The organism is Salinarchaeum laminariae (assembly GCF_023204835.1).
Classification (GTDB): domain Archaea; phylum Halobacteriota; class Halobacteria; order Halobacteriales; family Salinarchaeaceae; genus Salinarchaeum; species Salinarchaeum laminariae.
The window spans coordinates 676,359-693,875 of record NZ_CP096270.1 but is presented as its reverse complement, the minus strand read 5'-3'; the positions used below and the strand labels follow the sequence as shown (position 1 = coordinate 693,875).

13 protein-coding genes and 1 pseudogene are annotated in these 17,517 nt (G+C 63.9%); 6 read left to right on the top strand and 8 right to left on the bottom strand.

The window, feature by feature from the left end; translation table 11 throughout:
• Positions 1-69: 69 nt before the first annotated feature.
• Positions 70-657, top strand: coding sequence for a hypothetical protein (locus tag MXF70_RS03310; protein ID WP_248517405.1), 588 nt, complete (start codon positions 70-72; stop codon positions 655-657).
• A gap of 112 nt (positions 658-769) precedes the next feature.
• Here the strand turns inward: MXF70_RS03310 and MXF70_RS03305 are convergent, their stop codons facing one another.
• Entirely contained in the window at positions 770-1,219 is a 450-nt protein-coding gene (locus MXF70_RS03305) for a universal stress protein (RefSeq protein ID WP_248517403.1), read from the bottom strand.
• 343 nt (positions 1,220-1,562) lie between these two features.
• Here MXF70_RS03305 and MXF70_RS03300 point away from each other — a divergent pair, with 343 nt between their 5' ends.
• Positions 1,563-2,882, top strand: coding sequence for a twin-arginine translocation signal domain-containing protein (locus tag MXF70_RS03300; RefSeq protein WP_248517401.1), 1,320 nt, complete (start codon positions 1,563-1,565; stop codon positions 2,880-2,882).
• A 181-nt stretch (positions 2,883-3,063) separates the two neighbouring features.
• The gene (locus MXF70_RS03295) at positions 3,064-3,990 is read left to right on the top strand and encodes a twin-arginine translocation signal domain-containing protein (protein ID WP_248517399.1); all 927 of its coding nucleotides are present in this window, start codon (positions 3,064-3,066) and stop codon (positions 3,988-3,990) included.
• 75 nt (positions 3,991-4,065) lie between these two features.
• Here MXF70_RS03295 and MXF70_RS03290 read toward each other — a convergent pair whose 3' ends face one another.
• The 5 genes from MXF70_RS03290 to MXF70_RS03270 form a co-directional block, all read right to left on the bottom strand.
• On the bottom strand, positions 4,066-4,236 hold the full coding sequence (locus tag MXF70_RS03290) for a hypothetical protein (protein ID WP_248517397.1): 171 nt from the start codon (positions 4,234-4,236) through the stop codon (positions 4,066-4,068).
• Positions 4,237-4,383: 147 nt separating this feature from the next.
• Complete coding sequence (locus tag MXF70_RS03285) at positions 4,384-6,378, bottom strand: SpoVR family protein (RefSeq protein WP_248517395.1); 1,995 nt, start codon at positions 6,376-6,378, stop codon at positions 4,384-4,386.
• Positions 6,379-6,413: 35 nt separating this feature from the next.
• Complete coding sequence (locus MXF70_RS03280; RefSeq protein ID WP_248517392.1) at positions 6,414-7,718, bottom strand: YeaH/YhbH family protein; 1,305 nt, start codon at positions 7,716-7,718, stop codon at positions 6,414-6,416.
• A 4-nt stretch (positions 7,719-7,722) separates the two neighbouring features.
• Positions 7,723-10,188, bottom strand: coding sequence for a PrkA family serine protein kinase (locus MXF70_RS03275; RefSeq protein ID WP_259370391.1), 2,466 nt, complete (start codon positions 10,186-10,188; stop codon positions 7,723-7,725).
• 55 nt (positions 10,189-10,243) lie between these two features.
• Positions 10,244-12,319, bottom strand: a complete 2,076-nt coding sequence (locus MXF70_RS03270) for a PrkA family serine protein kinase (protein ID WP_248517390.1) — start codon at positions 12,317-12,319, stop codon at positions 10,244-10,246.
• Positions 12,320-12,903: 584 nt separating this feature from the next.
• On the opposite strand from MXF70_RS03270, the gene MXF70_RS03265 reads away from it, so the two are divergent.
• Entirely contained in the window at positions 12,904-13,287 is a 384-nt protein-coding gene (locus tag MXF70_RS03265; protein ID WP_248517388.1) for a DUF5820 family protein, read from the top strand.
• A gap of 58 nt (positions 13,288-13,345) precedes the next feature.
• Positions 13,346-13,873 (top strand): annotated as a pseudogene (locus tag MXF70_RS03260) (AAA family ATPase); the annotation flags it as partial.
• A gap of 765 nt (positions 13,874-14,638) precedes the next feature.
• On the opposite strand, the gene MXF70_RS03250 reads toward MXF70_RS03260, so the two are convergent.
• Positions 14,639-16,090, bottom strand: coding sequence for a bactofilin family protein (locus MXF70_RS03250; RefSeq protein WP_248517386.1), 1,452 nt, complete (start codon positions 16,088-16,090; stop codon positions 14,639-14,641).
• 212 nt (positions 16,091-16,302) lie between these two features.
• Positions 16,303-16,845, bottom strand: coding sequence for a hypothetical protein (locus tag MXF70_RS03245; RefSeq protein WP_248517385.1), 543 nt, complete (start codon positions 16,843-16,845; stop codon positions 16,303-16,305).
• Between the two features lie 126 nt (positions 16,846-16,971).
• Here MXF70_RS03245 and MXF70_RS03240 point away from each other — a divergent pair, with 126 nt between their 5' ends.
• Positions 16,972-17,484, top strand: coding sequence for a hypothetical protein (locus MXF70_RS03240; protein WP_248517383.1), 513 nt, complete (start codon positions 16,972-16,974; stop codon positions 17,482-17,484).
• Positions 17,485-17,517: the final 33 nt, after the last annotated feature.

Here is a 17,517-nt window from a genome sequence, read left to right as displayed (position 1 = left end):
TCGTACCAGCTGCTACTTCTGGGCTCCGAGAGGGGTAGCCCCAAGTGCTCGGCTCTCCAACGACGGTCTATGTCGCTGGAGGTCGACGGCCCCGAACTGCGCGAGCGGGTTCGGAGCGCGTTCGTTGACGCCGAACCGCTGAGCACGGCGGAGGTCGCCGTGGCAGCGGACGTCCCCGAACCCGCTGCAGCGGACGTCATCGAGGACCTCGTCTCCGCCGGTGACCTCCGGCATGCAACCGTTCGTGGCGTCGATATTCGGCAGCGCAAACTCGTCGAAGACGACGATGAGATCGATCTGGGCGAGGCGATCGACTGTTACCACCGTCCAGCAGCGGATCTCGCGGAGACCGTCGGAACGCGCGACGCAAGCGAGATAGGCCCCGACGCCGATCGGATCGGTCGCCGACTCGCTCGCATGGACGTCCCCGGCGCCAGTGAGATGATGCGTGACTGGAAGCGCGACGCCGTACGTGCTGCCCACGAGCACCTGGAAGACGCGGGGCCGTGCGATTCTGAGGAGCTACAGACCGTCGTATATCCGGCCCACGAGGCCGGATTCGACGACGCCGAGTCGTGGTGGGACTGCGTTCGACCACGGCTCGTCAGACTGCCGGGCGTCGTGATCGAGCAGGGCCAATGGAACGTCGACGCGTGAACGCGGGCTCCGTTTGCGCGGCGGTCGGTCCGTCTCTCTGGTAGCGCTGCTCCTCAGATCTCCTCTGACTCGTTCCTCTCGCAGATTCACTCCCCCGATTCACCCCTTTGAGTCACTCCTCCAGGGTTGCGTCGTCGGCCCGAACGACGAGCACCGGGACGGTTGCTCCATCGACGACGCGCTCGGAGACGCTCCCCATGGTGGTAATCTTCTCGCGAGGGGATTTCCCGTGTGATGCGATTGCCACCAGATCGATGGATTCGGATTCGGCGTAGTCGAGCATCTCCTTGTGTGGCGTTCCGTGTCGGTGCTCCGTGACGCTCGGGAGTCCCTTCCGTTCCGCCGCGGCCCGGACGCGCTCGAGGGCCGTCTCGGCCTCCTCGGTCAGCGTCGCCTCGACGTCGGGCCGCGTCTCCGGATCTGCGGCCGTTGTGATCCGTCGATCGACCACGGAGAGTCCGTGTACGACTGCACCGTCATTCTCCGCGATCCGCAGGCCGTGCTCGAGGGCCGTCTTCACCGCGTCGCTACCGTCCGTTGGAACGAGGACAGAGTCGTACATGCGTGGGTCTACGCGCCACGAATGTATGAACATCGGGGGCGGACGACCGCCGCGGCTCAATCGGCGAGAGATCGACCAATGGTTGTCCGGGTGAGGGTCGAACAACCGATAGATAGCAACGTCCACAGCCAGTTGCGGCTCGCGTCTTTACAACTGGTCACGGAGGATATGTGGCGATCCAGGATGCCGCCCCTTGCTGTGTATATTGGAAATTGGGATATTCTGCACTGGTTGAACAGGTGTTCAGGGGACTATGCTATTTTTTGAGAGATAATATAAACGATATCATCTTTCCATGCCGTTGGGTATAAGTGTCTGATAACCCAACGACGTTTCGAAACTTATGGCCGAATCACGACGACGTTTCCTGAAATCAAGTGGGGCACTGGTTGGAACGGGCATACTCGCGTCCGCAGCGGGCTGTACCGGTATTCTCGGCGGCGGTGGCGGTGGGGGTGGCGGTGCGATCCCCGGTAGCTACACGAACTGGCAGTACGCGCCCGGAACGATCCGAGACACCGATAACTACTTTTTCAACGGAATCGCGCCCATCGAGATCAACGAGTACGAGGACTCGTTCGACGAGGAGTGGTTCGATACGACGGAGGCGGAGGTCGAATCCCAGTACGAGCTTCTCGATATCGACTTCGACGAGGTCGAAACGGTGATGAGTTTCGACGGGAGCACCGCCCAGGTCCTGCTTGGCTACGAGGCCGAGCGAGAGGACGTCACCGACGCCCTCGAGGAGAACGAGTTCGAGGAGGGCGAGGAGTACGAGGGCTACCAGATGTTCGTCGGTCCGAACGAACAGCGCGCCGTCGCACTGGACGACAGCGACATCGTCATCGGTCGCTCGACGTCGATGACGGGCGGTACGGACAATCCGATCGAGGGTAACGGCCAGAGCGGTAGCAAGCAGGACCTGCGCTCGATCAACTACGGTGAGAGCTGGAACAGTCAGATCGAGGAAAGCGATCCGGAGTACAGCGGTCTCTACCACAACGAGCCGGTCGAGTTCGAGGCGACTGCAGGTGACATCATCACCATCCACATGGAAGCTTCGGAGGCGGATCCATATCTGGTTCTGGACGACCCAAACGGTGACTCAGTTAGAAACGACGGTGGGCTCGATGGATCGGCCCAGATCTCGGAGCTCGAACTCGAACAGAGTGGCACCTACACGATCAATGCCCAGACGTACTCCTCCGGCGAAACGACGCCGTATACGCTGACGTTGACGCTCGTCGGAACGCCGATCGACCCGCGGACGGTCGCCAAGTCGATCGTCGACACCGGCGCCGGGAAAGAAACGCGGTACGCCGACGATAGCGAGGCGTACGCTGAGCTGACGAGCACCCTTACCGCCGGGACGTTCGTCAGCGGTCGAACCTTCGAGGAGACGGAGGAGACGGCCGAGGAGATGGGGCAGTTCGAGGGAGCGGTCGCACGGGGATCGTCCGTGACCGTCAACGGCGAAACCTCCGACGTCGAATGGGTCATCACCTTCGCGGACGCCGACGACGTCGACACCGGTGACGTCGAAGACTGGACAGAGGACGCCGAAGACGAGACGTTCGACGACGTCGACGACATCTCCATCAGCACTAGTGGCCGATCCGTCGTGATTTCCGGTACGATGGACACTGACGACTACGGAAACTGATCATCTCGGCAGCGTTCGACTCCGTCGCTGCGAGATGGCTCGCTTCTACAACGTTCCGGACATCGGTGTCTGGGCATGCGGTCGGTGGAGCAGTTTTGCACGAAATATGTGCTTTTGTACGAAACGGCTGATCACACAGCCAATGCGTATAAGTATCTGATATACGAATGAACGTGCTACTATGGAAGGATCACGACGGCGCTTCCTGAAATCGAGCGGTGCACTGGTTGGCGCGAGCATGCTGGGCGCTTCGGCGGGCTGTACCGGCATCCTGGGCGGCGGGGGTGGCGGTGGCAGTGGTCTGAGTGCGCAGACCGACTGGTACTACGAGCCCGGGGCCGTCCAAGACAGCGACCACTACGCCGTCTCCTACCAGAACAATCTGGAGATCGTCGACAACGAGGATCAGTTCGACAGCGACGTCTACGACGATCTGGAGAACAACTTCGAATCGACGTACGAGTATCTCGGTCTGGACTTCGACGAAGTCGAGTCACGAACTTACTTCGGTGGCTTCCTCGCGCAGCTACTGAGCGGGTATCAGGTCGATCAGTCGGAGGTCGTGGAGTCTCTCGAGGACGCCGAGTACGATGACGATGACGAGTACGAGGGGTTCCAGGTGTTCCTGGGCCCGAACGAGGTCCAGGCGGTCGGCCTCACGAACAACGACATCGTCGTAGCGGGCTCAGCGTGGAACAGCGACGCCGAGGCACAGGACGTGCTCGAAACGACGATTGACACCTACAACGGTGACGAGGATCGGTACGCGGACGAAAACGAGCAGTTTGCAACGCTCACGAGCCAGCTCGACGGCGGGGCGTTCGACTACGCAACGACGCACGAAGAGACTGAGGAGACCAGCGCCGAGAACGGCGAGTTCGAAGGTGCCGTCGCGCGCGGGTCCTCCCAATCTGTCAACGGTGAAACGATGTCGGCACAGGCCGTGATCGTCTTCGACTCGGCTGACGACATCGACACCGGCGACGTCGAGAACTGGATGGACGCAGAGGGCTCCTTCGACGAGATAGACGACCTCAGCTTCAGCACCAGCGGCCGGTCCGTCGAGGTCACTGGTACGATGGACACCGACGACTACGGAACGAACTGATCGCGTCGTGAGCGGATAGTTCCCTTTCTCTCTTCGTTCGAACTCGACGTGGCTGCAGCGAGCGGAGCGCGACCGTTACTCGGTCGCCAGCAACTGCAGCGCTTCGCGAATGTGAAACCGGGCGTCGGGATCGTCGGTCTGGTCGAGCGCCGCCTCCAGATGACAGGCAATCGTGTCGCCGGTGCAGATACGGGAGTTGATTACCTCGCTGCCGATGGCGCCACCGCCGGTCGCGTCGATCGTCATACGCGAGTAGACTATTTCTTACTTCTTAAGTGTGATGTTAGAATCTCTTATATTCTTAATACAATCGGCAGATGCGGTTGGTAATGGATGCTGTTTCTCGTCGCGTGTAGTCCTCGATTCGGTGTGTAGTTGGCCCCTCTTGTGGGGTCACTGGAGCCAGTCCTCGGGCTTGGTGTCGTAATCGACGTCGTCGGCCGCGAGATCTTCGACCTCGCTCCAGGGAAGGTCGCGGCGTTCGATCTCCGACCCGTCGTAGCGCAGGAGCAACCCGGCCTCCTCGGGTTCTGGCTCGCGGCTCCGTCGTCGGGCGACCTCGACGTCGTGGTCGTCGACCTCCTTCACGATCGTCGCGAGGTTGACGGGCCGCCCCCAGAGCTCGAAGGTCCGTTCGAGGACGCGCTCGGCCTGTTCGAGGTCGAGTGCGACGCCGTTGAACTGGTGGCCCAGCAACAGCTCGTTCCGGTTGCCGTAGTTTCCATCCTCGACCGTAATCGTCGGCTTGCCGAGGTTCGTGAACTGGAGTAGCAGCTTCCGTTTGACGTCCTCGGGATCGGTGCTGGCGACGCGGTGTTCCTCGGCCGCCCTGGAGTACTCGTAGGTGAAGTAGTCGTTGGCGTCGACGAACTCCGCTGTGAGGAAGGCGTCGAGGAAGGTCACGTCGTTGTGGCTCTCCCGGATCTCGAACATACGATTCCAGCCGGCGGCGTAGTCGACGTCGGCGAGAGCCTCCGTCACAGAGTCGTACCGGGAGCCGTCGAAGACGTACCGTGCGATCTCCTCGAGTTCGTCCCGCGAGACGTCCTCCAGGAACTGCCGGTGCTCCGGCCGCACGAGCGAGTAGTGCCGCCGGGCCATACCGTCCGTGCTGAGTAGGCGCCAGGACGCATCGCTGGGGTCGAAGGCGCCATCTCGTGCTGCCCGGATCTCGTCGCGATCGACGAGATGGTCTGGCAACGCGGCGACCGCGTCGAGGTCCGTGGCGCCCGCTGCCGCGATCGCCTCTGGTGGCTCCAGTGCGTCGCGAACCTCGTCCCAGTCGACGGTCTCGTCGAGATTTCGCCAGCCGACGCCCTCGACGGCGAGTAGCCGTTCGAGGACTTCTCGCCGGTTCGTACGGTTCTCGACGTAGGTCCAGAGTTCGAGTCCGAGGGCGTAGGGGTTCAGCCCCGGTGAGGCCAGCACCTTCGCCATGTGGTCGGCGTAGGTGAGGAACTCATCGACGTCCGCGAACGTCTCGCCGGCCATCATTATCGACTCCCAGTAGGCTGCCCATCCCTCGTTCATCACCTTCGTCATCCGCTGGGCGGCGAAGTAGTAGGCCTCTGCGCGGAGGAGTTCGAGAATCTCCCGCTGCCAGTCCTCGAACTCGACGGCGCGCTCGGCCGATTCGTCGTACGCCATCCCGTGCTCTCTGAGGAAGGCGAGCACGTCGGCCTCCGGCGCGTCGCGATCGATCTGCTCGTCCTCGGTCTGGTCGTCGAGCCAGTCGTCGTCGAACACCTCACCGCGGACCTCGTCGCTGACGTCCAGCTCCGCGAGCTGCTCGCTCAGGTCGATTGCTTCCTCTGCCCCCTCGCCGTCCTCGCCGAGCTGTCGCTGAAAGGCGCGCTGCTGGTCGATGGTGTCGTCGAGCGTTAGCACGGTGTCGATCCAGGATTCGACGGCCTCGCGGTCGATCTCGGGGTCGTCCGCGATCTCTGCGATCCGCGTGGCATGGCGTTCCAACATTGCCGCGGCGCCGCCCTCCTCGCCAGGGAAGAGCCCGAACCACTGGTTGTTCGCGAAGAAGTCGGCGTGGGCTTCGACGTGCGTGATGACGGCCTTCTGGTCGGCGAGGCCGTTTGACTCCTGAAGGAAGGCGTTGGCCGGGCTGTCGTTGTTGACGATTTCGAAGGCCTTGCCGCCGGTGTAGCGGTCCTGTTTGCGCTGGCGGTCGTACTTCATCCCCCACCGCCAGTGCGGATAGCGCGTCTGGAACCCGTCGTAGGCGATGAGCTCGTTCATCTCGTCGTGGTCGACGATCCAGTAGTTCACCGGCACCGGCTCGAGCCCGAGCCGTTCGGCGAGTGCACGGGCCGCCGCGACCGGTCCTTCGAGCTCGCGCGCCTGCCGTCGTGCCTCGTAGTGGTCTGCTTTACTCATCGTGATCGCGCTCCGTGGCCGCTCGATCGATCGTCTCACGCATCGGACTCCCCCTCCGTCGAGAGCACGTCGTAGATCGCGTCGCTGACGTCCTCGGGGCCGCCGACGTACGCGACGGCCACGTCCTCCGCGTCCTCCCCGAAGTGCGTCTCAAGCTCCTCGGCGTGCGTGGCGTTGATCGCGTTGCCGCTGGGCTGGGTCTCGACGTAGGCGTGGAGGTTCGCGTCGATCGCGTTCATCATCGGGATGACGGCCTGCTCGGTGTCGTTGCTCGAGTTCTCCGAGTCGCCCGCGGCGAACACGTAGCGGTTCCACTCGCTGTAGGGGTAGGATTCGAGCAGCTCCTCGGCGAGCTCGTACGCCGAGGAGATCTTCGTCCCGCCGCCGGACCTGATGCCGAAAAACTCCTCGCGCTCGACCTCCCAGGCCTCCGCGTCGTGGGCGATGTAGACGAACTCTGCGGTGTCGTACTTGCCCTGGAGATACCAGTCCAGCGGCGTGAACACCCGCTCGACGAGTTCGCGCTTGTTCTGGCGCATCGATCCCGAGACGTCGCGGATGTTCACCACGACGACGTTGCGTTCACGCTCCTCGATCACTTCGGGGAAGCGGTACCGTTCGTCCTCGCGACGGTAGGGAACGTGATCCAGCCCCTCCTGGCGGATCCGCTGGCGAACCGGGGTCCGCTCGACGTTCGCCTCGACCTCGGCGATCGACTCCCACCGCCCCCGTTCGCTTGCGACCTCGTCGTGGAGCGTGACGACCGTGCCGTAGGAGATCGGCACGTGCTCCTCCCGGGCCCACTCGAAGACGTCGTCGACGGTGATCCCCTCGACTGTACAGATCTCGCGGAGGAACGACTCGTCGAACTCCGTCGCGAGCTTGCGTTTGAGCCCCTCCGTGAACATCCGCTCGAAGTCGAGCGTCGAGTCGGGGCCGGCGCGAGCGACGTCGGTGTAGTCTCCCTCGACCTCCTCGACGACCTGCTTGCCCTTGGGATCGAGATCGAGCCCGAGCTCCTCGTCTAGCTCCTGGGCGAACTCCTCGGGATCCATCTCGTAGTACTCGTGCTCGCCGCCCTCATCGCCGGGATCGCCCTCCTCGTCGCCGGGCTGGGGCTCGGCGTCGACAGGCTGGCCGACTTCGGCGTCACCCTGCCCGACGCCGCCCTGGTCGCGCTTGTCGTAGGCGAACTCGGGGAGGTCCACGATCTTGATCGGGATGCGGACGCTGTCGGCGTCGCTGGCCGAGAGGTCGCCGTAGGCGACGAACTCCTCGAGATCCTCGCGCCGGTCCTCGCCGACGGACCGGAACCGTTCGAGGTCGTCGATCAGTCCCATCGGACTACGCACCCCCGTCGGGATCGAGCGTCCGGTCGACGCTCTCCGGGTCCACCGACCGGCTCGATCGATCAGTAGCGTCCTCCTCGTCCCAGTCGTCGGCGACGGTCTCCATCACCCGCCGGCTGGTCAGCTCCGCCGAGGCCGGCGAGTAGCACTGGGCCTCGACCATATGTTCGATCGTCCGTTCCTTGACGGTCGCCGTCTCGGTGTTCGCCGGCGGGTCCGCCCACTGGTTCGGATCGAACTCCTCGTGCCGGCGACGAACGTCGTCCCAGTCGGCGGTTTCGAGCACGTCGGCGATCACTGGAATCGCGGTGAGGTCGACGTCGTCCACCGCGAAATCCTCGCCGCGGTGCTCCCAGGCGTGGCGGTTGAGTGCGGTCACGACCTGCTCCTGGCGGAACTGTGCGACCTCGTCGCTGGCCTCCTTGCCGGCGTAGTCGCCCTCGAGGAACCGGCCGAGCGACTCGATCTCGAAGACCTTCATCGTCAGCGCGTCGGGCTGGATTCGATCGCCGCGATCGTTCTCGATCGGTTCGCCGGTCGCCCAGCCGTAGACGTGCCTGACGTACTCCTCGACGGCGTCGGGGTCGACGGAGCGATCCGCGGTGATCGCGTCGATTACGTCGTCGGTCTGGCGCTCGCGGATCCGTTCGCGAACCGGATCGGCCCGAGAGGCGAACTCCGTGCGTTCCTTGGGCCCGAACACGGGCGCCGTCTCGAGCCCGGAGACCATCGCGTCCAGGACGTCTTCGGGCAGTACGACGTCCTCGACGGGGAGCTCTGGGTGGTGGCGATCCCGGTCGGCCTGGAGCAGCTCCGCGAGCACGTCTCGCGTGAAGGTGACTGGAACCCCGTGACGGCCGTCGCGAGCGCCGTCCACGTCGAACGCTTCGATGCCGACGCGCTCGTCGCCGTCGGTGAGGTAGCCCTGATCGAACAGCAACGCCTTCTCGAGGAGATCGAGGTCGGTCGCATCGCCGTCCTCTTCGGCGAGCCGCGTGAGGACGCTGAACGTCGCAGCGGCCTCGATGGCGTGTGGCGCGAGTTCGATCTCGCGGACCCTTGCTGGCGCTGTACTCGACGTGCCGTCGCCACCGTCTCCTGCACCGCTTTGCTCCGCCGAGGCGTCGGCCTTCGCGATCGTCGCCGCACTGCCGCTCGCTGCAATCGAGCCCGAGGACCGCACCGACAGCGTCGCTGGCGCGCGGACCCGCTCGTCGTGGAGGTCGGGGTCGTCGCGGGTCCAGACCTCGTGCTCGCCGGTCAGTTCTCGGCGAAGCAGCTGTGCCTCCAGCGAGACGTTCGTGAGATAGGTGACGTCGTGGCGATCGAGCCGGCGCTTGAGCGCCTTCAGCGGATCGGCGTCGGCGCGATCGGCGTGCTGGTTCAGCGTCGCCTCGAGGTCGGGATTCGAGATGACCAGGAGCTGCGTGTCCAGATCCATCCCGATGCCCTTGTCGAGTTTCACGCGGCCTTCGTCGGGCACCGACAGCAGCTTCTGCAGCAGATCGGCGTGCTGGGCGGCGTCCTCGACGATCGTGATCAGCCCGTTGCCCTGGGCGAGCACGCCGTCGTAGCTGAACGCCTGCGGGTTCTTCCGTCCGCGCGAGTCCAGTTCCTGGAGCATCCCTGCCATCCAGGAACCGACGAGGCGCTCCTTGGGCCCGCCCTCGTCCTCGGCGTGGAGGACGCCGATGCCCTGCCCGACGTCGACGACGTAGTTCTTCACCCGGAGGTGGTCCGGATCGGTGATCGCGCTGAACAGGTCCTCGGCGCCCTGTCGCCGGTAGCGCTCCTCGAGGAACTCGTAGGCTTCCCGGGAGAACGGGTCGAGATCGGTCTCGACGCGAATCGGAACGTGGTCGTCGCGGGACTCGTTGATCGCGGCCACGATCTCCGCGCGAACGTCCTCCGGGAACACCGCGAGCGGGTGGGTCTGGACCGGGCTCACGTGCCAGTCGTCCTCGTCGCCGGGCTCGTCGTCGCCGTAGGAGAGCCCGCGGGTATCGCTGGCGCCCTGGACGTTCCACTCGATGGTGTACCGCCGGCCGGCCTCGGTCTTCGAGTACTCGCGAAGCCCGTTGACCAGACAGCGTTTGAGCTCGGATTTTCCCGTCGCCGTCGGCCCCTCGATCCAGACGATCTTCTCGCGTTTCCCTCTGTTCGCGGCGATCGATCGCAGGTCGTCGACCAGCGCGTTCAGCGTCGCCGTGTTGCCCAGGATTGCATGCTCGCCGTCGTTGTGTGGATCGTCGAAGAAGCGGTAGCGTTCGAACTCCTCGCCACGCTCGATCACCGTGCGCGTTCCCGCGGCCTCGATGGCGTCCACGAGATATTTCGCGGCGTGGGCCGCGACGTTTGGCTCCTCTAACACCCGATCGACGTACTCGGCGAGACTCGTCGGCGGTTCGTACGCCGCCGCGAGCGACCGGTCTGCCGCAGCGACGTACTCCTCGCCGCTCATCCGACACCACCGTCCTCGAATGGACGACCGCCGCCGCGCACGTAATCGATCGCCATCAGCCGTCCTCCAGTTCGGCTTTTGCGACCTCCGCCCCGGCGAACTCGAGGACCTCGCGGGCGCCCTCCTCCGAGTAGCCCAGATCCATGAGCGAGTCGACCCACTTCGTGCGCTCGTCTTCGTCGAGGTCGTTGGCGCTGACCAGGGCGGAGAAGTTGATGTTGTGTTTCTTGTCCTCCCAGAGCTTGCGTTCGAGCGCGCGGCGGAGCCGTTCGTTGTCCGTCGGATCGAACGCCTCGCCCTCGCGAGCCCGGCGGGAGACCCAGTTGCTGACCTCCTGGCGGAAGTCGTCCTTGCGGTCCTCGGGGATGTCGAGTTTCTCCTCGACGGCCCGGAGGAAGGTCTCGTCGGGTTCGCTCTCTGCGCCCGTAATCGCGTCCTCGATGGTGTCGTCGTCGATGTACGCCATCACGTGATCCATATACTTCTCGCCCTGGCGCTGGATCTCCTCGACGTCGTAGGCCAGCGCGTTGCGGACGTCTTCGATGGCGCGCTCGCGGTACTCCTCGCGGACGCGCTCGAGGTAACGGTAGTACTGCTCGAAGCGCTCCTCGGGAATCGAGCCGTGGTGTTCGAGGTTCTCCTCGAAGAACGCGAACTCGGTCAGCGGCGAGAGGTAATCTCGCCCGCGGTGGGTGGAGTCCATGATCGCCTCCGCGATCTCGTCGCCGATGAACCGCGGCGAGACGCCCTCCATCCCTTCGCCGACGGCGGCGGCCGCCTGGGCCTCCTCGCGGAGTTTCTTGACGTCGACGTCCTCGAGTGCGTCGCCCTCGCCGTTGTAGGCCTTGGCCTTCTGCAAGACATCGACGGTGTCGGCATCGGGCTCCTCAATCCGGGTGAGAACGCCGAAGAGCCCCGCCATCTCGAGGGAGTGGGGCTCGATGTGGATGTCCGGAACGTCGGCGTTGTCGAGCAGCTTCCGGTAGATCTCGGCCTCGTCCTCGTAGGCCATCACGTAGGGGACGTCGATCCGCTTGGTGCGGTCGTTGAACGCCTCCATCTTCTCGTCCCCCTTTTTGTCCTTGTACTCGGGCATGTTCGTCCGCCCGACGATCACCTGGTCGATGTCGATCCGGGGGTTGTTCCGGGGTTTGATCGTCTGCTCCTGGGTGGCGTGCAGGAAATCATAGAGGAACTCCCGCTGGAGTTTCAGCAGCTCTTCGCCGGAGAAGATGCCGCGGTTGGCGTTACAGAACGCACCGGAGTAGTCGAACGCTCGCGGGTCGGACTCCCCATAGACCGCGATCTTCGAGTAGTTGACGTCGCCGGTGAGCTCCGTCTCGTCTTGGTTTTTCTTGTCCTTGGGTTCGAAGGTCTCCAGGGCGCGACGCTTGTTCTCGTCGGCGACTAGCCGGACGACCTCGACGTGATTGTCGAGGACGGACTGGAGGTCGTCGTCGTAGTGAGCCAGCAGCTCGTCCATGTAGAACTCGCTCTCGGGGTCGAGGTTCTGCTCGTTCCGGATGGTGTAGGGCGCGTCGAGCACCTCGTTGACCCGTTCTACCACCTGATCGCGCTGGGGCTGTGGCAAGAGGACGAGCGGGTCCTGTTGCATCGGCGAGCGGACCGTGTCGTCGGCTGGATCCTGATCGGGAATGACGTCCCGAAGATTCGTCCAGCGGAACGTGTACATCCGCCCCGCCTCGTGCATCGTGTAATCCTCGAAATAACGCCGGAGCTGCGCGTCGAATGCGGATTTCCCCGAGCCGACGGGGCCCAACATGAGGAGGATACGGCGTTCGGGCCCGAGCCCGCGGGCACCGGATTTCACCTTGTTGACGAACTCGTGAATCGCCTCGTGGACGACCCGTCCGTAGAACGTGTTCTCGCCGTCGTGGAGGGGATCCTCGCTCGCGAGCGCGTACTCCACGACGCCGCGTTCCTCGTCGTAGGTCGCGCCGTAGTGGTCGAACATGTCGGCGACGCGCTGATGGGCGTTTCGGGCGACCGCGGGATCCCTCTCCAGCAGCTCGAGATACCACTCGAAGGAGCGTGGCTCCCGCAGGTCTTCCGGGATCGACGCCTGGTACTCCGCGCTCAGCTCCTCGAGCTCGACGCTGCCGTCGCTCATCGCTCCACCTCCGGTACCGTGATCGTACTCCTTGGCACCGGCACCGTTGACCTCGGCGGCACGCTCTCGCAAATGAACCTCGGTCGATCGACGTGACGCCCACGCGGCTTCGGGACGGGGCGCCGTCGGTCACTCGTCGTGCGCCGCCGGGAGGTAGTCGTTGTCTGTCGGGCTGGCCTGTTTCGTGCGCGCACGTGCCGCCCGGGGCGGCGGGCGCGTCGGTCGTTCTTGGACATGGGTATGCATACCACGCCCGGCGGCGACGAACACGGCACAACGGCGAGGGACTCGGCGGGGACCGGCGGGCGGATCGGTAGGGGAGTACCGATACTCCTTTCAATACCAGGTTTCCAGCGACATAAGCGTGGCCCCAAAAGATATATGGTGGCAATATTAACCCCATTCTCGCGGATCGAGATCGGGTGCCGGCAGCGTGGTCGGCAATCTCGCAGAACCGCCGCTTGGATACTTTAAATAGGGTGTGATAGTCGATCGCAGCCGTCGGCGGACTCAGTCGGTCCAATCGATCGCCTCTCGACGCGTCAGTCCGCACGACTTTACCGCCAGCCGCCCGAATCGAGCGCATGGACGAGGCTCCGGCGGGCTGGACGGTCTGGAACGCCGGCGACGACGGACGGGTCGTGCTGGCCTATCGCCCGGACGTCTTCGACGGTGACGCCCTCCCAGCGGCATGCATGCCGACGCTCTATCTCACGCGCGGCCGACGGAACAACCGCCGGCCTGGCCCCGAACGCGAAACGGCGACCGACTGGTTCGTCACGCTCTTTCTCGAACCCGAAGTCACTGCGATCGAGGAGCCCTTCGACCGTCGCCCCGACGCGATCGACCGGCTGCGATCGGTCGCCACCGAGTTCGCCGAGGGCGCGATCGACTACCGGGCCAGCTACCAGGTGCCTCGCGAGACCTACTTCGAGGAGCTCGACCGACTCACCGGGCGCGAGCCCTAGCGCTCCCCGCCGCTCGGGATAACAAGCCGTAAGGTCCACACGGCGCTACCCCTGCCCAATGACGGTCATCGCGACGGTGGGGCTGCCGGGGAGCGGCAAAGGGGAGGCCGCGAACCTGGCCGAATCCCTCGACGTGCCGGTGGTGACGATGGGCGACGTGATCCGGAAGGCGTGCCGGGATCGCGGACTCGACCCTGCCGAGCACCACGGCGAGGTCGCGCAGGCGCTCCGTGAGGAGAACGGTCCTGGCGCGATCGCCGAGGCGTCTCTCCCCCAGATTCGCGAGGCGCTCGAGGACAGCGATCTCGTTCTCGTCGACGGCGTCCGGAGCGGCGTCGAGGTCGACCAGTTCGAGGCCGCTTTCGGCGATTCTTTCACGCTGCTCTCGATCGAGGCACCGTTCGATCTCCGGAAAGAACGACTCTCCGACAGGGGCCGGGACAATCTCGACGGCGAGTCACTCGAGGAGCGCGACGAACGGGAACGCGGGTTCGGAATGGACGATGCGATGGAGCGCGCCGACGTTCGGATCACGAACACCGAAACTCTCGCCGCGTTCCAACAGCGCATCCGCGGCATTCTGGAGGCGACGACCGACGAGCCGCTGGGATCGAACGCGGGGGCGGGAGCCGACGACGGGCCCGCTTCCGAATCCGCCGACGATGCGACCGACGCCGAATCTGCCAACGACGCGTCCGAAGCAGCACATGGCGGCGACGCACCCGACGATACGTCTGTCGACGACGTCGCCCCAGACAGTGACGCTGACGTCGACGGCGCTGCCGATACCGCCGCGACCGACGACGATTCTTCCGCCGCCGATTCCACCGCCGATGGCGCTTCGTCCGAGGGCACCTCTCAGGCCGACGCTCCGCGTTCGGACCAATCTGCAGCGGCCACCGACCCGGGGGACTCGGTCTACAAGGTCGACGTCGAGATCACCGCACCGGTCTACCCCACGGAAGTCACCGACCGCGTCGCCGACGCCATCCGGACGAACTTCCCCACCGCCGAGATCGACCACCACGAGGGCGAACTCCTCGCCACCGCCCACTCGATGGAGCACTTCTCCGAACTCCTCCACGAGCGCGAAATCCTCGACACCGCCCGGGACCAGTTCTACGCGAACCAGCGGGGCGACACGATCGCCTTCGACCTCAAGAAACAGCCAGCCTTCGTCGGCGTCGTCAACTTCGCCGTCGGCAAACCCGACGAGCTGGGCGAGATCCACGTGCGGGTCAGCGTGGATGAGCCGAGCGTCGACGAGTACGTCGATCACGTCGCGCCTCGGACGAAGGATGGGCGGCCCGTTGAGCAGGAGTGAGCACTCTCCGCCTGAACTACAGCCGAATCAGTTCTCGCAGGTGGAGACCACGCCGCCCTCAGCGTCCACGTTATCTTCTGTATAGCTGACGTCACAGCCGACGTAGACCGTTCCCCCGCTTTCGATCTCTCCCCAGGCAGTTACCCCGTCCGCGAGATAGACGTCTCCGTCAGTGCTTACTCCGTTGCTCAGGGTCGAGTCAGCCTCGGCGGTTACCGTTCCGCCGGCTTCGATCTCGCCGTGCACCGTGGCTCCAGTCCCTACGGTCACGGAACCGCCGGCGGATACCTCTCCGCTTGCCGTCCCACTGGGACCAATGGTCACGTCGCCACCCGCCTCGATGTTGCCGTGTGCCGTTCCGTCTGCGCCGATCGAGACGTCACCGTCGGCCGCTACGTCGTTACTAGCGGTCGCGCCATCACCGAGGGATACGTCGCCGCCGGACTCGAGATCACCGTGCACCGTTCCACTGTTTCCAACAGTGACGTCGCCGCCAGCGTTGACGTCGTCGTTCGCCGTCGCACCGTTGCCGATTGTAACCGTCCCACCGGCATCGATGTCGCCATTTGCACTCGTTCCGTCTTCGACGACGAGGTCACCGTCCGTCTGTGTATTGCCGTCGTTTCCAATCGCTGGCACAGCGAACGCATCCGTGCCGCTCTCTCCGGTCGTCGTCGAGAACGAAGCACCCCCGTCCTGATCGCTGGTGATCTCGATTCCGCTCACTTCGATCACGAACGGGCCGTCGGTTTTCCCCTGTGAAGTGTACGTGATCGTCCACTCGTTTTTGTCGAACTCGAAATCACGCGACCCCTGTCCACTGGTGATGGTCGCGGAAGCACCGCTGTAGTCGACGCCGGCGTTGGCCTGCGCATCACTCAGATCGATCGTGAATCCGCCCTTGTTCTTGAGATCAGCAATGTTGATCTCGAACTGCTGGGTCCACTGGCCCCCGTCGTACTGCGGATCGTTCGCCGCGAAGCTCGCCGGACCGCTCCCCGGCGGTCCGCCACCGCCGCTGTCTGTACACTGGTAGTCGATCGTCGTCGATGACGATGCGCCAGTAATCGTAATCGACTCACCGGCTGCCTCTGTAACGGTCGTCGTCACTGTTGTGGTGCCGGTGCCACTGTCGCCGTTACACCGAAGGACGACGTCAGTCGTTTGTCCGGCTGCTACCTCGCCATCACCGGGCGTGTCGACTTCGACGTTGCCCGCGTCGTCGATTTCTGTTTCTACGGAAAATGTGAGCGACTCCTCAGCGTTGTTCCGAAGCGTGAAGACCGTCGCCGTATCTCCAAGGCTATTGATCGACTCGTCCGTCGCTTCGAAGCCGACGAGTGCGTTGGCGTCGTTGGTCGTTTCGATCTGGGCGCTTCTGTCTGCAGCGATCGTCTCGAAGCCGAACGTCGGCGTGGCGAGCAGCGCGGCTCCACACAGCACGAACGCCAGCCCAAGATACGCTACTCGCCTGTTCATTCTCCCCCGACGTCGAGCCCCAGCGCGTACGGCTCGCTTGAGTGCAAGTTACTATCCGAAGGCACCTAACCCCATTGGCTTATAACAGCCTCGTCAAAGGCTCACACGAACGAGTTGGGTTCGCGTTTTGCTACGGGATTGTAACATTTCCACTGGCTGGTATCTGGTAAAACAGTCTCTGTGCTGGCGTTGGAGGGTCTGCTCGCTGACAGTTACTCTGCGTCGGCCCGAATCACGACCTCGATGGAGTCCCCATTCGCGACCGTCCCAGGAACTTGGTCGGTTCCGTATCCTGCATCCACGGCGAGCCCGGCGTTCGTACTCGAACCCGGTGTCAACGTCGCTTCGAGCTGGGCGATCGAATCTGGGCCGTCGAACCCTTCCTCTCCAAAGAACACGATGCCGGCGTCCGGCGGCTCCTCAGCCGAAATCACGACAGGGTCCGATCCCTGATTTTGGATTTGGAGTAGTTCGGGGAACACGGTCACCGATCCATCATTGACGCCGTTCCCTGGCTCAGCGCCATTTTCGACCGCGTCGATCTCGATGGTGACTGGTCCAGTCTCGTGGCCAGATACGAAGTTGCCGTCGTCCCCTGGGCCGGGAACGAGGCGAATTAGCGCGTCGTCGTCGACCGTCGTCGAGATGGAGATCCCCCGCGTCGCCTCAGCCTGATCGAATGCGCCGCTCCCGAACGTCACCCCTCCAACGACGGCGAGCCCGCCGAGGCTCGCGACGAACGTCCGGCGTTTCACGGATTCTCTCCCTCGATAAATCGTCCCTGATGGCGAGAATATTTAATATCATTGGCCTTCGAGGTGCTGTTATCGAATGTCGCCCGATATCATTGCTGCCGAGTACATCTGAGTCTAGTGGCACCAATGAACCGGATTCTCCTCGTTGTCGGCTTCGCACTCGTCGCCACGGGGCTCGCATTTGGGGCAGCGCACACCGGTGCGTTCGACCGCGCCAGCGCTGATCGCGACGTGTCGGTGTCGGTCGCCGCCGATAGCGAATCGTATCTTGCGACGGAGGTGACCTACGACGGAAGCGAAGTGTCTAATTATTTTTGCATCTGGATCTTTTGCGGCCAGGTCGATCAGTCTCAAGAGGTTACAAACGTTCAGAATCGGTACAATGGATCCTTCTCATCGGTCACCTTTGAGGTCGCCAACATTCAAGGTACGGCAGATGGCACGCTAGATGTCAGTGAAGATCCTGCCCAATTGGATCCTAGCCAAGCAGATACCGTCGTCCTCGCCTGCTCTGACAACGCGACGGCGAGCGGTACTGGCGATGTGACTCTGCGAGCAGAGGCTTCAGGATCTATAGAGGTCTACGACGGGTCGATCGTCGTGCCCGATGTCCAGTACGACTGCGACGCATCGTATTGATAGCGTCCGTTTCCATCAACTAACTTCTCCATC

Bases quoted from the DNA above. Each gene is read 5' to 3' on its own strand.
- MXF70_RS03265 (WP_248517388.1), top strand. From the start codon at position 12,904: ATGGACGAGGCTCCGGCGGGCTGGACGGTCTGGAACGCCGGCGACGAC.
- MXF70_RS03280 (WP_248517392.1), bottom strand. From the start codon at position 7,718: ATGGGACTGATCGACGACCTCGAACGGTTCCGGTCCGTCGGCGAGGAC.
- MXF70_RS03295 (WP_248517399.1), top strand. From the start codon at position 3,064: ATGGAAGGATCACGACGGCGCTTCCTGAAATCGAGCGGTGCACTGGTT.
- MXF70_RS03310 (WP_248517405.1), top strand. From the start codon at position 70: ATGTCGCTGGAGGTCGACGGCCCCGAACTGCGCGAGCGGGTTCGGAGC.
- MXF70_RS03305 (WP_248517403.1), bottom strand. From the start codon at position 1,219: ATGTACGACTCTGTCCTCGTTCCAACGGACGGTAGCGACGCGGTGAAG.
- MXF70_RS03300 (WP_248517401.1), top strand. From the start codon at position 1,563: ATGGCCGAATCACGACGACGTTTCCTGAAATCAAGTGGGGCACTGGTT.
- MXF70_RS03285 (WP_248517395.1), bottom strand. From the start codon at position 6,378: ATGAGTAAAGCAGACCACTACGAGGCACGACGGCAGGCGCGCGAGCTC.
- MXF70_RS03290 (WP_248517397.1), bottom strand. From the start codon at position 4,236: ATGACGATCGACGCGACCGGCGGTGGCGCCATCGGCAGCGAGGTAATC.
- MXF70_RS03240 (WP_248517383.1), top strand. From the start codon at position 16,972: ATGAACCGGATTCTCCTCGTTGTCGGCTTCGCACTCGTCGCCACGGGG.
- MXF70_RS03270 (WP_248517390.1), bottom strand. From the start codon at position 12,319: ATGAGCGACGGCAGCGTCGAGCTCGAGGAGCTGAGCGCGGAGTACCAG.
- MXF70_RS03250 (WP_248517386.1), bottom strand. From the start codon at position 16,090: ATGAACAGGCGAGTAGCGTATCTTGGGCTGGCGTTCGTGCTGTGTGGA.
- MXF70_RS03275 (WP_259370391.1), bottom strand. From the start codon at position 10,188: ATGAGCGGCGAGGAGTACGTCGCTGCGGCAGACCGGTCGCTCGCGGCG.